The sequence below is a fragment of the Rhodococcus sp. YH1 genome, from assembly GCF_009939605.1.
GTDB lineage: Bacteria > Actinomycetota > Actinomycetes > Mycobacteriales > Mycobacteriaceae > Rhodococcus > Rhodococcus aetherivorans.
Genome location: NZ_WVTE01000242.1, coordinates 24,743 through 39,195 on the forward strand (window position 1 = coordinate 24,743; position 14,453 = coordinate 39,195).

The 14,453-nt window shown below is 71.1% G+C and carries 13 protein-coding genes and 1 pseudogene; 7 read left to right on the forward strand and 7 right to left on the reverse strand.

The features are described 5' to 3' along the window. Positions 1 to 212: 212 nt before the first annotated feature. Entirely contained in the window at positions 213 to 551 is a 339-nt protein-coding gene (locus AIIKEEIJ_RS22685; RefSeq protein WP_006944538.1) for a metallopeptidase family protein, read from the reverse strand. 13 nt (positions 552 to 564) lie between these two features. After that, complete coding sequence (locus AIIKEEIJ_RS22690; protein WP_006944536.1) at positions 565 to 1,641, reverse strand: septum formation family protein; 1,077 nt, start codon at positions 1,639 to 1,641, stop codon at positions 565 to 567. Between the two features lie 48 nt (positions 1,642 to 1,689). Here AIIKEEIJ_RS22690 and AIIKEEIJ_RS22695 point away from each other — a divergent pair, with 48 nt between their 5' ends. After that, on the forward strand, positions 1,690 to 2,079 hold the full coding sequence (locus AIIKEEIJ_RS22695) for an ankyrin repeat domain-containing protein (RefSeq protein WP_043798768.1): 390 nt from the start codon (positions 1,690 to 1,692) through the stop codon (positions 2,077 to 2,079). A gap of 42 nt (positions 2,080 to 2,121) precedes the next feature. Continuing rightward, positions 2,122 to 3,384, forward strand: a complete 1,263-nt coding sequence (serS, locus tag AIIKEEIJ_RS22700; protein WP_029546990.1) for a serine--tRNA ligase — start codon at positions 2,122 to 2,124, stop codon at positions 3,382 to 3,384. A gap of 99 nt (positions 3,385 to 3,483) precedes the next feature. On the opposite strand, the gene AIIKEEIJ_RS22705 is transcribed toward serS, so the two are convergent. Together AIIKEEIJ_RS22705 and AIIKEEIJ_RS22710 are read right to left on the reverse strand one after the other, a co-directional pair. Beyond that, on the reverse strand, positions 3,484 to 3,876 hold the full coding sequence (locus AIIKEEIJ_RS22705; RefSeq protein WP_006944530.1) for a hypothetical protein: 393 nt from the start codon (positions 3,874 to 3,876) through the stop codon (positions 3,484 to 3,486). 31 nt (positions 3,877 to 3,907) lie between these two features. After that, positions 3,908 to 4,327: a PaaI family thioesterase gene (locus AIIKEEIJ_RS22710; protein ID WP_202917463.1), complete on the reverse strand. Its 420-nt coding sequence runs from the start codon at positions 4,325 to 4,327 to the stop codon at positions 3,908 to 3,910. Between the two features lie 168 nt (positions 4,328 to 4,495). Here AIIKEEIJ_RS22710 and AIIKEEIJ_RS22715 point away from each other — a divergent pair, with 168 nt between their 5' ends. Together AIIKEEIJ_RS22715 and AIIKEEIJ_RS22720 are read left to right on the forward strand one after the other, a co-directional pair. Continuing rightward, complete coding sequence (locus AIIKEEIJ_RS22715; RefSeq protein WP_029547010.1) at positions 4,496 to 5,674, forward strand: MFS transporter; 1,179 nt, start codon at positions 4,496 to 4,498, stop codon at positions 5,672 to 5,674. 11 nt (positions 5,675 to 5,685) lie between these two features. Beyond that, entirely contained in the window at positions 5,686 to 6,663 is a 978-nt protein-coding gene (locus AIIKEEIJ_RS22720; RefSeq protein ID WP_161996617.1) for a hypothetical protein, read from the forward strand. A 38-nt stretch (positions 6,664 to 6,701) separates the two neighbouring features. Here the strand turns inward: AIIKEEIJ_RS22720 and AIIKEEIJ_RS22725 are convergent, their stop codons facing one another. Continuing rightward, positions 6,702 to 8,252, reverse strand: coding sequence for an MBL fold metallo-hydrolase (locus AIIKEEIJ_RS22725; RefSeq protein WP_006944523.1), 1,551 nt, complete (start codon positions 8,250 to 8,252; stop codon positions 6,702 to 6,704). Between the two features lie 173 nt (positions 8,253 to 8,425). Here AIIKEEIJ_RS22725 and AIIKEEIJ_RS22730 point away from each other — a divergent pair, with 173 nt between their 5' ends. Beyond that, positions 8,426 to 9,187, forward strand: coding sequence for a lysophospholipid acyltransferase family protein (locus AIIKEEIJ_RS22730; protein ID WP_006944520.1), 762 nt, complete (start codon positions 8,426 to 8,428; stop codon positions 9,185 to 9,187). An 87-nt stretch (positions 9,188 to 9,274) separates the two neighbouring features. Then, positions 9,275 to 10,096, forward strand: a complete 822-nt coding sequence (locus tag AIIKEEIJ_RS22735) for a Cof-type HAD-IIB family hydrolase (protein WP_161996618.1) — start codon at positions 9,275 to 9,277, stop codon at positions 10,094 to 10,096. A gap of 59 nt (positions 10,097 to 10,155) precedes the next feature. On the opposite strand, the gene AIIKEEIJ_RS22740 is transcribed toward AIIKEEIJ_RS22735, so the two are convergent. Then, positions 10,156 to 12,228, reverse strand: coding sequence for an N-acetylmuramoyl-L-alanine amidase (locus AIIKEEIJ_RS22740; RefSeq protein WP_161996619.1), 2,073 nt, complete (start codon positions 12,226 to 12,228; stop codon positions 10,156 to 10,158). Positions 12,229 to 12,548: 320 nt separating this feature from the next. Here AIIKEEIJ_RS22740 and AIIKEEIJ_RS22745 point away from each other — a divergent pair, with 320 nt between their 5' ends. Continuing rightward, positions 12,549 to 14,102, forward strand: a complete 1,554-nt coding sequence (locus AIIKEEIJ_RS22745) for a SpoIID/LytB domain-containing protein (RefSeq protein WP_161996620.1) — start codon at positions 12,549 to 12,551, stop codon at positions 14,100 to 14,102. A 15-nt stretch (positions 14,103 to 14,117) separates the two neighbouring features. Here AIIKEEIJ_RS22745 and AIIKEEIJ_RS22750 read toward each other — a convergent pair. Beyond that, positions 14,118 to 14,453, reverse strand: a pseudogene (locus tag AIIKEEIJ_RS22750) (LLM class flavin-dependent oxidoreductase); the annotation flags it as partial.

Genomic DNA, 14,453 nt, shown 5'->3' on the forward strand with positions numbered 1-14,453 from the left:
TACCCCGTCCGGACGGCCGTCCCGCGGTACGGTCGGACCGGAGGTGATCGACATGGAAGAGATCGCAAAGATCGTCGGTATTGCTTTCGTCTACATCGTCGTCGCAGAGGTGATCATCGGTACGCTCGCCCTGCTGATCATTTCGACGATCAGTCCGCACTTTCTGCAGCGCAAGCCGAAGTACGGCGCGACCGGACCCCGTTACGGGTCCACTAGCCCCAGCCCAGCTCGTGCAGCCGAGCATCCTCGATTCCGAAGTAGTGAGCGATCTCGTGAATGACCGTCACCGCGACCTCGTGCACCACGTCGTCGTCGGAGTCGCAGATGTCGAGGATGGCGTCGCGATAGATGGTCACGGTGTCCGGTAGCGCGCCCGCATAGTGGCTGTCGCGCTCGGTGAGCGCGATCCCGTGGTAGAGCCCGAGCAGATCGGGCTCTTCCTCGTTTCTGGGCTCGACCAGCACCACCACGTTGTCGATGGCCCGCGCGAGTTCCGGTGGGATCAGATCCAGGGCCTCTCCGACGAGCTCGTCGAACCGCTCGTCGCCCATCCGTGCGGCCACCTCAGGCGCCCGGAACGGGCGCCGCCCCCGGCAGCGGGGTCGGCAGCGAGCGGCCCTCGGGCGCGGCGGGCGGCGGCACCGGCGGCTGGCCGTCGATGAGGATGTCGCCCGCGGCCGTGCCGGTGACCGACGCGAATCCGCCGCCCTCGACCTGCTTGCCCACCGAACAGTTGACCTTGCGGCTGCCCGCCAGCCAACTGTCGAAGTCCAGGTTGTCCCAGAACAGTGTGAGGGTCTTGTTGCGCAGCGCGTCGGGGCTGCCCAGGTAGGCGTTGGCGTTCTCGGTGCACGTCCCCTCGAGGTACTTGTCCTGGTCCTCGACACTCGGCAGACCGCCGGGGAACTGGCCGGACAGGTCCACCACGGAGATCACCTCGAAGGCGTGCGGCTGGGCGCAGTCCACCGGGTCCGCCGGCACCCCGTTGTTGATGCCGATGCACGTGCCCACGTCCCAGACCTTGGACTGGTCCTGGTCGGCGACCGTGCCCTTGATCGGCAGCAGGTTGCCTGTGGTGGAGGAGAACTGCAGGCCGCAGCGCAGCGTCCGCTCACCGGCCGCCCAGCCCGCCTCACCGGGGTTGATCAGGCCCACGCTGAACTTGCCGTGCGGGTCGAACCGGCCGTCGAGGTAGTTCATCGCGGCTGGTGCGCACAGTTCGTCGCGCAGTTCGGTGAAACGCAGCACCGACGGGAAGCGCGACCCGGGACCCCACTCGGCGCCCGGGTAGACGCTCAGGTCGATGTCCTTCACCACCTCGAACAGGTGCGACTCGGCGCAGTCCACCTTCGCGAGGTCGCTCGCATCGATCTCCGTCCAGGTCAGGCAGTCGCCTGCGACGGCTGTGCCGAAGGCCTCGCCGGCCACGGCGCCGGTGGTGACGACGGCGCTCGTCGAACCGCCGGGCTCGTCGTCGGACCCGCCGAATCCCGCCACCACCGCGGTGACGAGCGCCGCGAGTACCGCGCCCGCCGCAACCAGCATCAAGGCGCGACGGGTCAGCTTCGCGGACGGGGCGCCCCGGACCCGCGACGCGGACGGTGTCGTCCGATCGGACTGCTGCTCACTCTCCTCGGCCATCACCGTCCATCATGCCTGTGCGCGGCGCCCCGGGTAACTTCGGTGCACATGACGGAGCCCATCGATCCCGAAGTCCAGGAGATCGCGCAGCGCCTGTTCGACGCCGCCCGCGCCGGGCACGTCGAGACGCTCGCCGCCTACGTCGACGCCGGGGTGCCGGTGAACCTGTGCAACGAGAAGGGCGACACCCTGCTGATGCTGGCGTCCTACCACGGTCACGCCGACGCGGTGCGGACCCTGATCGAACGGGGCGCCGACGTCGACCGGCTCAACGACCGCGGGCAGTCGCCGATCGCCGGCGCCGTGTTCAAAGGGGCGATCGACGTCGTGCGGGTGCTCACCGACGCCGGAGCCGACCCCTACGCCGGACATCCGAACGCCGTGGACTCGGCGAGGATGTTCCAACGCGAGGACTGCCTGCAACTGTGGGCACAGTAGGTCGGAATCGGCCGCAGACGGCGCCGAGTAGGCTGTGACCTCGTGATCGACCTCAAGTTCCTCCGCGAGAACCCCGACGCCGTCCGTGCCTCGCAGCGCACCCGAGGCGAGGACCCCGGTCTCGTCGACGCGCTGCTCGAGGCCGACGCGGCCCGCCGTGCCGCGGTGCTGGCCGGCGACAACATCCGCGCCGAGCAGAAGGCGCTGGGCAAGAAGGTCGGGCAGGCGTCCCCGGAGGAACGGCCCGCGCTGCTCGACGGTGCGAAGGAACTCGCCGCGAAGGTCAAGAAGCTCGAGGCCGAGCAGCAGGCCGCCGAGGAGGCGCTCGGGCGCGCGCACCTGGCGATCTCCAACATCGTGCAGGAGGGCGCCCCCGCCGGCGGGGAGGACGACTTCGTCACCCTCGAGACCGTCGGTGAGCTGCCCACCTTCGACTTCGAGCCGAAGGACCATCTGACCCTCGGCGAATCGCTCGGACTGATCGACATGGAGCGCGGCGCGAAGGTCTCCGGCGCCCGGTTCTACTTCCTCACCGGTTACGGCGCGCTGCTGCAGCTCGGCATGCTGCAGCTCGCCGCCCAGCGGGCCGTCGCCAACGGCTTCCAGATGATGATCCCCCCGGTGCTCGTGCGGCCGGAGATCATGCAGGGCACCGGCTTTCTCGGCGCCCACGCCGACGAGATCTACCACCTCGCCGACGACGACCTGTACCTCGTCGGCACGTCGGAGGTGCCGCTCGCCGGCTACCACTCCGGCGAGATCCTCGACCTGTCGGGCGGTCCGAAGCGGTACGCGGGCTGGTCGTCGTGCTTCCGCCGCGAGGCCGGCAGCTACGGCAAGGACACCCGCGGCATCATCCGGGTCCACCAGTTCGACAAGGTGGAGATGTTCGTCTACTGCAAGCCCGAGGACGCCACCGCCGAACACCAGCGGTTGCTCGCGTGGGAGCGCGACATGCTCGCCGCGATCGAGGTGCCGTACCGGGTCATCGACGTCGCGGGCGGTGACCTCGGCTCGTCGGCGGCCCGCAAGTTCGACTGCGAGGCGTGGGTGCCCACGCAGGAGCGCTACCGGGAACTGACTTCCACGTCGAACTGCACCACCTTCCAGGCTCGTCGCCTCGGCGTGCGCTACCGCGACGAGAACGGCAAGCCGCAGATCGCCGCCACCCTCAACGGCACGCTCGCCACCACCCGCTGGCTCGTCGCGATCCTCGAGAACCACCAGCAGGCCGACGGGTCCGTGCGCGTTCCGTCGGCGCTCGTGCCGTTCGTCGGGCGTGAGGTGCTCGAACCGCCGGCCTGAGGCGTCCCGCCGCGTGGGGTGGCGGCCGAATGTCACATGGGTTCGCTCGGATCGAACGCATGTGACATTCGGTCACCCCGCCCGGGAGGGCCGACGCCCTCAGCTGCCCGGGTCGCAGCCGACGGCCACGTACGCGTGCAGGCCGTCGGGGTCGTCGCGCAGCAGATACTCGTAGTCGCTGGTGGCCATCACGGCGTCGTTCGCGTCGCGGAACGACCAGCGCACCCGGGCCCGCACGATCTTGTCGGTGACCGGGGAGAGGTCGAGCAACTCGTGCCCCACACCGGCGAGGCCGTGCTTCCGGTAGGTCTCGTTGCTCTGCGTGAGCGCCTCGGTGATCTCCTTCCGGTTCGCCAGCGATCCGGCGAACGAATCCGTCAGGATCGTGCCCGGTTCACCCCACAGCGCGGCCGAGGCCTCGGCGTCGAACCCGGCGAGCGCCTCTCCGTACAGGGTGAAGAAGCGGTCCAGTGCGATGCGTTCCACGCTCATGCACTTCAGTGTGCGGGTCCGGCGACGGTTGTCAGCGCAGAATCAGGCAGGTGGTCGACGCGGTCGCGAGCAACCGGTCGTTCTCGTCGCGGGCCTCGCCGCGGGCGGTGGCGGTGCGACGGCCGCTGTACTCGCAGATGCCGTGCACGCGGACGACGCCGTTGCCGGCCTGGACCGGCCGCAGATACCGCACCTGCAGGTCCAGGGTCGTGTACCCGACACCGGCCTCGAGCGTGCTCGACACGCTGAACCCCATCGCGGTGTCGAACATCGTCGCGATCACGCCGCCGTGCACGCTGCCCACCGCGTTGGCGTGGAACTCCTGCGGTTCCATGCTCACCTCCACCCAGCCCTCGCGGGCGTCGGTTACCCGGAAGCCGAGCGTGCGCGACGTCGGATGGTGCGGGATGGAGCCGTCGATCAGGCCGCGCAGGAAGTCGAGGCCCTGCATGTCGCGGTTCGCGGCGGACGTCGGGGCGGGGTCGTCCCACGTGTAGGTGCGCTGGCGTTCGGTCACCCGCCGACCGTATCGCGCGGTGACAAACCCGTCCGCGCGTGCCACCCTGGAGCCATGCGCCACCGATGTTGATCCGGCTCCGCCTCTTCCCTGACCGTTCGTGTGGTGGCGTACGCGGCCACCCGCGAACTCGTGCCGCTCTACGGCCTGTACGCCCTGCTGTTCGAGGACCACGGCCTCGGTACGGGCGAAATCTCGTCGCTCTTCGTGCTGTGGTCCGTCGTGGCGTTCGTCGCGGAGGTGCCGTCGGGCGCGTGGGCCGACACGGTGTCCCGCCGGGGCCTGTTGCTGCTCAGCGCGGTCCTGTTCACCGCGGGCTTCGCCCTGTGGCTGCTGTTCCCGGGCTACTGGGGGTTCGCGGCGGGCTTCGTGGCGTGGGGGATCAGCGAGTCGCTGAAGTCCGGGACGTTCGAGGCCCTGGTGTACGACGAACTGTCCGCACGCGGGGCGGCGCACCGGTATCCGGCGGTACTGGGCTACGCGAACGCCGGCGAGACGCTGTGCGTCCTCGTCGCGACGCTGTCGGCCGCGCCGCTGTTCGCGGTGGGCGGCTACGCGACGGTGGGGTGGTTGTCGGTGGCGATCACCATCGGCAACGGGTTGCTCGTCCTCACCCTGCCGGCCGCCCCCCGTCACGCCTCGGCGGACGAGACAGGCGCCGTTCCAGGCGCTTTCGTGACCCGCTACCTGGCGGTGCTGCACGCCGGGACGAGCGAGGCGCGACGCAGCGCCGTGGTGCGCCGCGCGGTGCTGCTCGCGGCGCTGCTGTCGGCGTGCCTCGCGTTCGAGGAGTACTTCGCGTTGCTGGCGCGCGAGGGTGGCTCGAGCACGTCCGCGGCGCCGGTGCTGGTGGCGATCACCGTTGCGGGACAGGTGCTCGGCGCCGCGACGGCCGGCCGCACCGCGGCAATGACCGGTCGCGCCATGGGGGCGGTGATCGCCGCCGGGGGTGTGCTGCTGGCGGCGGGTGCCGCGCTCGGCGGCGCGGCGGGATTCGTGGCGATCGGCATCGGCTACGGCGCCCTGCACAACGCGATGATCGTCGCCGAGGCGCGGATGCAGGACGCGATGAGCGGGACCGCCCGCGCGACCGTGACGTCGGTGTCGGGCCTCGTCGGCGAGGTCGCGTCGGTGGCGGTCTACGCCGGCTTCGCGCTCGGAACGGTCTGGCTGCCGCTGGCGGCGGTGCTCGCCGCGTGGGCGGTGCCCCTGCTCGGCCTGGCCGTCGCGGCGGTGCGGTGGCTGCCGCCGTCTCAGTCCCCTCTTAATTCGCCGGACTAACGTCCTCCGCCATGCGTGCTCGTCTCGTCCCCGCCCTGTTCGTCGCCGCCGGTCTCGGCCTGATCGGTACCGGTTCCGCCTTCGCGTACGCCGACGCGCCCGCCGTCGCGACGCCGGCCGACGCACCGCCCGCCGCGACCGGCGACCCGCTCTCCGGCACCCGCAACAACCTGCAGCAGGCCGGGTTGCCGCTCGCGCTTCTCGGCGGTGGGGTCGGGCAGCTCACCGACGGCAGCCGCCAGCTCGACGACGGCGCCCACCAGCTCGCCGACGGGCTCGCGCAGGCCAGCGCGGGTGGGCAGCAGCTCGCCGACGGGCTCGGTCAGCTCCAGGGCGGGGTGGGCCTGCTCGGCGACGGTGCGATCCAGGTCAGCGAGGGCGTCGACCAGGTCGTCGACCGGCTCACCGGCTTCGGGGAGATGCAGGCGGGCGTGACCGAGCAGCTGACCGTCGTCGCCGGCACCCTGCGGCAGTCGCCCGACCCGGTGTCCCAGGAGGCCGCCGCCCGGCTCGACGGGCTCGTCGGACGGCTGAACACCGAGGGGCTCGGCCCGGAGACGCTCGCGCAGCTCGAGCAGCTGCGCGGCGGCGCGCGGCAGCTCGCCTACGAATTGAGCGACCCGGACGCCCAGTTCGTCGCCGGCATGGTGCAGGCCGCCGACGGCTCGCGGCAGCTACGCGACGGGCTGATGCTCCTCGACGACGGCGGCCGGCAGCTCGTCGACGGCACCGGACAGCTCGTGGACGGCGTCGGCCCGGTCACCGGGGTGATCGAGGGAGTCTCGGACAACGTGCGGGAAGCGACGGCCGCGCTGCCGAAGTCGCCGGCCCCGGCGTCGTCGGGCGACGTCGCGGCGGCGGCGGAGACGACCGCCGAGCGGCAGTGGTGGCCGTATGCGCTCGTCGCGCTGGGGGCGCTGGTGCTCGCCGTGCCGGCACTGTTGCCGAACGTGCTGCGGCCGAATGTCACACGCGTTCGATCGAACTGAACCCATGTGACATTCGGCCACACCCACGCGACGGGGGGTCAGAGCTTGCGGGAGCGCAGCTCGTGACCGCGGGAGGTCTTGCAGCGGCCGGTCACGAGGTCCCACTGCCAGCCGTGCAGGTTGCAGGTGAGGCTGGTGCCCTCGACGACACCGAACTTCGACAGGTCGGCCTTCAGGTGCGGGCAGCGGCGCTGGATCTCGAACCCGCCCAGCTCGATCGACGCGGAATCGTCGTGGGCCTCCGCGAACCAGCCGTCCGCGTAGGCGATCCGCTCGTCGGTGAGGCACTTGAAGAACGTGTAGAGGAATTCGTTGTAGCCGCCCACACGCCACGCCTCGAAGCGGGTGGACAGGAAGATGGTGTTCACCCAGTCCGGCTCGTCGTCGCGCAGGACCGTGCGCACCAGCTCCGGCGCGATGCGGAAACCGTAGCGGTACTTGCCTTCTCCCTCGATGGGTTCGCGGACGACCCGCTTGGGGAAGTCCAGCACGACCGTCTCCTCGCCCATCACCAGGCCGACGGGGTAGCCGATGCCGTCGCAGATCAGATCGGACTGCGCCATGATCGGCTCGAACTTCGCCTTGAGCGGGCCGAGCAGCGGCTCGCCCTCGGCGGGGGCCCACGTCGCCTTCTCGGCCTCGAGCACCGGGGCCAGGCGCTGCGCCATCTCCTCGATGTACGCGGCCTTGTCGGTGAAGATCCGCTCGACGTCGGCGTCCGGGATCGGGTGGGTCAGCGTCATCGACGTGCTGCCGTGCACCTCGAGCACCGAACCGGGGATCATCAGCACGCCGCCGTCGTTGCCGTGGAGGCGCATCTGCTCGAGGAAGACCATCTGGTCGGGGAAGATGTTGCCCTCGTCGCCGTGGTCGTCGTTGAGGTGGCGCAGCGCCGGATCGAGGAACACCGGCGGCCCGGCCGACGGGACCACCCACGTCGCGCCGACCTGGTCGATGTAGCTGCGGCAGCGGTCCATGCCGCGCTGGCGCTTCTGCTTGCCGAAGTTCGCCTTGGTGCGCTTGGGGATGTCGTAGACCATCGGGTACCAGATCGCGCCCGAGTACTGCAGCAGGTGGACGTCGATCCGACCGAACGCCTCGAGCATCGAGTCCATCTCGACCGGGCGGGCGTCGTTCATGTTGAACACCGTGGTCTCGCCGTCCGAGACGACGAGGCCGGAGTCGCCGATCGGCCCGTCCGCGGGCGCGCGCAGGGCGATGATCATGACGTCGAGGTCGCCCTTGGGGCCGCTGACGGTGTGCTTGACGGAATCGGTCGTCTCGAGGAACTTCGTGAACCCGAGCTGCTCGAGGTCGCGGCGCAGGTCCGGGACCGGGAAGTCGGGCAGCAGCACCGTCGCGTCCTTGTTGACGTGCTTGCTCAGGTTCTCCGGGTCGAAGTGGTCCTTGTGCAGGTGCGAGACGTACAGGTAGTCGACGTCGCCGAGCTTGTCCCAGTCCAACTGCGTGTTGTCCGGGAAGGGGAACCACGACGCGAAGTATGCGGGGTTGACCCACGGATCGCACAGGATCGATCCCGCTGCGGTCTGAATGTGGAACCCGGCGTGTCCGACGCTGGTGATCTGCACTTCGTTGCCTCCTGACGTGCTGACCGACGTACCACCCAGCGTAGGGGGACGCCGGTGCGGCGCCGCGCCCAGGCGGTGAACCCGGGCCGGATACGTGCCTTTGATCCCGAATCGGGCGGGCGGCGGACATCGGGCGGAGCCCGCAGCCGCCGATCCGGCTACTCTGACCGACTGTGGAACCCTTCTACCGGACCGTCATCGGCCTCGCCCGGACCGTCTTCGCCGCGCAGGGACTGAAGTTCACCGTCACCGGCGCCGAGAACATCCCCGCCGTCGGTGGCGCCGTGATCGCCATGAACCACGTCGGCTACATGGACTTCACCTACGCGGGCCTGCCCGCCCGCACCTCCAAGCGCTACATCCGGTTCATGGCGAAGAAGGAGGTCTTCGACCACAAGATCTCCGGTCCCCTGATGCGGGCCATGAAGCACATCCCCGTCGACCGGGCCGACGGCGCCGACTCCTACCGCGCGGCGGTGGCGGCGCTGCGTGCGGGCGAGCTGGTCGGGGTCTTCCCCGAGGCCACGATCAGCCGCAGCTTCGAGATCAAGGGCTTCAAGACGGGTGCCGCGCGGATGGCGCTGGAGGCGGACGTGCCGATCATCCCCGTGGTGATGTGGGGGTCCCAGCGGGTGTGGACGAAGGGGCACCCCAAGCGCCTCGGCCGCACGAAGACGCCGATCTCGATCGCCGTCGGCGAACCCATCGCGCCGAACGCGTCGGCGTCGGAGCTGACCGCGGAGCTGCACGAGACGATGGAGCGCATGCTGCGGGAACTGCAGGGCAGCTACGTCCACGAAGCCGGTGCGTACTGGGTGCCCGCCCGGCTCGGCGGCACCGCGCCCACGCTCGCGGAGGCCACGGCGCTCGACGACGCCGACACCGCCGCGCGCAAGGCCCGCCGGGCGCAGAAGGATGCCGGCACCGACCGGTGACGACGACAGCCGCGGTGAGGCCCGCGGCGCGGTGACGCCCGGGTCGTCCGGATGCGCCGTGTCGCGGCGGACCGGCACAATGGCGAAGTGAGCCGAGATCTGCCGACCCTGGTTGCCACCGACGTCGACGGCACCCTCATCGACGACGAGGAGCGCGTCTCGGACCGTACCCGCGCGGCGGTGCAGGCCGTGGTGTCCTCCGGGACGCCGTTCGTCCTGGCCACCGGCCGTCCGCCGCGATGGATTCCGCCGGTGATCGAGCAACTCGGTTTCGCGCCCATGGCGGTGTGCGCCAACGGCGCGGTGCTCTACGACAGCGCCGCCGACCGGGTCCTGAGCGCCGCCGTGCTCTCCGCGGACGAGCTGGCCTGGGTTGCCGACGTCGCCAACAGCGTGCTGCCCGGCTGCGGTCTGGCCGCCGAGCGGATCGGGGCGAGCGCCCACGACGCCGCGACGCCACAGTTCGTCAGCGCCCCCGGCTACGAGCATGCGTGGCTGAATCCGGACAACACCGAGCTCGCCGACCACGAGGTGATCGCCGAGCCGGCGGTGAAGTTGCTGATCCGGATGGCGTCGGCGACGAGCCACGAGATGGCCGAAGCGCTGGCCCCGCAGCTCTGCGGCCTGGTGGACGTCACCTATTCCACGGACAACGGCCTGATCGAGATCTCCGCCTCGGGGGTGACGAAGGCGTCGGGCCTGCAGCTGATGGCCGAGCACCTGGGGGTGGCGGCCGACGGGATCGTCGCGTTCGGGGACATGCCCAACGACATCCCGATGTTGTCGATGGCGCGCCACGGGGTCGCGATGGAGAACGCGCACCCGGACACGAAGGCGGCCGCGGACGAGGTCACCGCCACCAACACCGAGGACGGGGTAGCCCGCATCCTCGAGCGTTGGTGGCGGTGACGGCCCCGGCGAGGGGACCGGCGGCCGGCTAGGGCACCGGCGAGGGGACCGGCGGCCGGCTAAGGCACGGGCGCCGGTGCCGACGCTTCGGGAGCGGGGGCCGGTGCCGGGGCTTCGGGGGCGGGGGCGGCCTCGGGGGCGGGGGCGGGCGCGCCGGCGGGCTGCGGCGCCGCCTGTTCGTACGCGTCGTTGTAGGCGCGCAGCACCTTCGTCACCGCACCGGTGAGTTCGTTGAAGATCAGCGAGCCGAACTCGAAGTCCGAACGCCAGCCGTCCGGCACGCGGTACTCGTCGCTGGTCGGCAGGCCGAGCTCGCCCGCGTCGAGGCCGCTGCGCTGCCACGTCTTGTAGATCTCGCCGAGCACCGTCCACACGCCGCCGTTCGGCGAGGTGTAGATGGCGCCGTTGACGAACTCGGCGCGCTCGTAGCCTGCCTTGGCGGGCAGGATCCCGGACACGGCGGTCCCCAGACGGCCGGTCTCGCCGCCCTCGGCGATCCACTTCTGCGCCAGCGGCGAGTTGTCGGTGAGCCGGATCAGCTCTCCGACCAGGTCCGCGACCTTCTCGGCCGAGCCGGTGTCGGGCAGGCGGTCCGCCGATCCGGTGGCCGGGGCCCCCGCGTCGACGTCGGGCAGCTGCGCGCGCGGACTGTCGGTGACGAGGTCGGACGAGTCGTCGCTCGGGGTGCTGGGCGTGGTGTTCTGTCCGGCCGCGGTGGCCGCGGCGATGTCACGGATCTCGTCCATCTTCGCGTAACCGGAGTCGCCGGGGCAGCTGGTGTTGCCGACGTCGCGGTGCGCGAAGATGATCGGCAGGTCCACGGCCGCGCCCTGCGGGTACGGGGTGAACGACGTGCCCTCCGAGTACATGGTGGTCTCGCCCTTGGGGTCGAGACCGGCCTTGGCGAGCCGCCAGCCGAGGAAGCGGCCCACCGCGTCGACCGTGGCCTTCGGCGGTTCGACGTTGGAGAAGTCGCCCATCATCGCGATGCCGACGGTGTTCTCGTTGAAGCCGCCGGCGTGCGCGCCCTGCACGGGCTTGTCCAGGCCGCCGGCGCGGCCCTCGAAGATCTGGCCGTAGCGGTCGACGAGCACGTTGTAGCCGACGTCGCACCAGCCCAGGGTCTGGGCGTGGTAGGCGTAGATGGCCCGCACGATCTCCGCCGATTCGGCCTTGGAGTAGTCGTTGCTGCCGGCGGTGTGGTGCACGGTGGCGCCGCCGAGCTCGTCGTCGTAGGTGGCGTCCTGGCAGCGGATGGACTCGTCGGCGCCCCACTGGGCTCGGGTGATCACCTTCGGTCCGGACCCTCCGACCGGACCGGCGATGTCCTCGAGCGCGGCGTCGGCGCTGCTCGACCCCGGGTTGATGAGCACGGCGCTGACGTCGTCGGCGGCGGCCCGCGCGGGTTCCTGGGCGTGCAACGGCCGTGACGACGACGCCGGCGCATAGCCCAGCTCCGGCTGGGCCGGAGCGGGCGCCGGTGCAGGGGCGGGTGCGGCCGGCGGCGCGGCCGGGGCGGGAATCTCGGCGCCGGCGAGCGTCGGTTCGGGCGCCGGGCGCGGAGTGAGCAGCACCTGCACGGCCTTGGTGGCACCGACGTAGATCGGTTCGGTGCCGGCCCGCTCGTCGGGGGTCCGGTCGGAGCGGCTCGTGTCGATCGGTTCGGTGGCCGTCCACGGTCCCCAGCTGCCGTCGTCGCGCTGGGCCCGGATGCGTGCGTCGGTGTCGGCGACGTCCTTCGCGGCCAGCGCGATCATGCTGAACGGGGCGTCGCGGGTGAGCTGCTTGACGGTGGCGCCGATGCGATCGACGACGTCGGCGGCTGCGGGTGCGGGCGCCGGGGTGGTCGACGGGGCGGGCGCGGTGATCTCCGGCAGGCCCGCGGCGAGTTCCTTCAGGCTCAGGTCCGGCAGGTTCAGGCCGGTGAGTTCGTGGATCGGGATCACGATGTCGGGCACCGAGGCGAGGACGACCTCGGCGATCTCGGGCGGTACGACGATGGGGACGGACTCGTTGGTGGAGCGGACGTCCGATGTGGTGCTCGTGACGCCGTAGACGGCGAATGGGCTGGCGACGGCCAGGGCGGCGACGGCACCCAGGACGATCGACGGCTTCGGTCGGCGATGCGGCACGGTGCTTCTCCCTGTCGGTGTTCGCGGCGGTCCTCGGCCTCGGCCGGGCGGCGCTCGGCCGAGGCCGAGGAGCCGGCTCGAATCGAACCGAATCCTCCGTCATCCGGACGACCCGAAGTGCGGAACGGCCGAGAATCGTGTGCAACTTGTGATTCTGGTGTTACTGGCGTGGCTGTTGTTGCTTCATTCAGTCACTCTTGCCACACTAGTCGCAGACAACCTTAAGCCTCAACCTGAGCTTGAGGATCCGTCTCGAATGTCCGATACGCGCGGACCTGCGTCCGGGCGGCACACGGTGCGAGAACGAGGGAGTGCAGCGCATGCCACGAAAGTCCATCCGCCGGACCCATCGCCGGCGGCGTCTCGTCGTCGGGCGCCCCCTCCGCAACGGCTGGCGGCCCGCCACGGCCCGCGCCGCGGCGATCGGCCTCGCCCCCGCGCTGCTGGTCGGCGCCGCAATCGGCGGGGTGCTGCACGTGCACGCCGAACCCGACGTCGCCCAGGCCGTGGCCGCCGACACCCCCTTCACCTTCGTGGGCTTCGGTCACGGCCACGGTCGCGGCATGGGCCAGTGGGGCGCCTACGGCTACGCCACCGAGCACGGCTGGTCCGCCGACCGGATCCTCGGTCACTACTACGGCGGCACCACCCTCGGCGCCCTTCCCGAGAACACGATGATCGCGGTCCGGCTCGTCGGGCAGGACGACGCGCCCCTCGACGTGTACTCCGACACCGGGATGACCGTCGCCGGCCGGCAGACCGGGCCGGGCGAGGCCGCCCACCTGACGCCCACCGCGGACGGGGGAGCGGACGTCGTCGTCACCGCCGGTTGTTCCGGCGAGGTGCTGTGGCAGGGCCGCGCCGACCTGCCGTGGGTGGACCCCGTCGACATGGGCGAGGCCCGGCCCGTCGCCGAACACCTCAAGCTCTGCGGCAACAGCGCGCCCTACCGCGGCTCCCTCGGTGTCGTCCTCGACGGCTCCGCGCCGCGCACCGTCAACCGGCTGTCGATGGAGGACTACCTGCTCAGTGTCGTCCCGGCCGAGTCGCTGCCCAGCTGGGCCGACACCGGCGGCGCCGAGGCGCTGCGCGCGCAGGCCATCGCCGCCCGCTCCTACGCCGCGGCGGAGAACCGCTCGCCGCTGTGGCAGACGTGCGACAGCCAGAACTGCCAGGTGTACGCAGGGTCAGCCAAGGAGGACCCGCGCACGAACGAGGCGGTGAACTCGACCCGCGGCACCGTCCTCATGAAGGACGGCAAGGTCGTCGCCAGCGAGTTCTCCGCTTCGACCGGCGGTTACTCCGCCGGCGGCGCCTTCCCGTCCGTCGAGGACCTCGGCGACGCCGTCGCCCCCAACCGGCAGTGGGCCCAGACGATGACCGCCGGCGAGATCGGCACGGCCTTCGGCGTCGGCGAACTGCAGGCCTTCGAGATCGTCGGCCGCAACAACCTCGGCGCCGACGGCGGCCGCGTCACCCACGTGCGCATCGTCGGTGCCGACCGCACGGTCGAGACCACCGGTGCCGAGGCGCGCGCCAAGCTGGGCCTGCGCTCCGACTGGTTCACCGTCCAGGAGGGTGCCGACGCCACGGTTCCGCCGTCCACCCCCGCGCCCGAACCCGGCCCCGAGGTCGGCGACGAACCCTTCGAGACCGGGCAGGGCTCACCCATCGAGGAGAAGTACCTCGAGCTCGGCGGGCACGACGGCACCCTGGGCACCCCGGTCGGGCCGGAGCTCATGCTGCCCGACGAACGCGGCAAGTTCCGCGTCTTCACCGGCGGCATCATCGTCTGGACCCCCGACCTCGGCGCCCAGGTGATCGACGCGAGCATCCTGCGCGAGTGGCTGCCGGGCACCGGCAGCGCCGAGTAGCGTCTCCTCCCCGGCTCACCGGCCGGCCAGCAGATCTGTGAGGGTGCGGCCGGTGAGTTCGACGATCCCCTCCTCGTGGCCGTTCGTCACGAGATTGACGATCAGTCGGTCGATGCCGTGCCGGAGCACCCGGTGATCGAACTCCTCGGCCACCTCCGCCGGTGTGCCCACGAAGTGCCGATCGGTGGCGGCCGCCGATTCGCGCTCCGTGAGCCGGCGGAGGTCGATTCCCCGGGCGAGCAGGAACTGCCGGTGCAGATCGCGGGCGCGATCGCCGTTCTCGTCGATCATCACGTAGCCGAGGTAACTGACGTCCAGGGACGCCGGGTCGCGGCCGAGCTCCGCGCATCG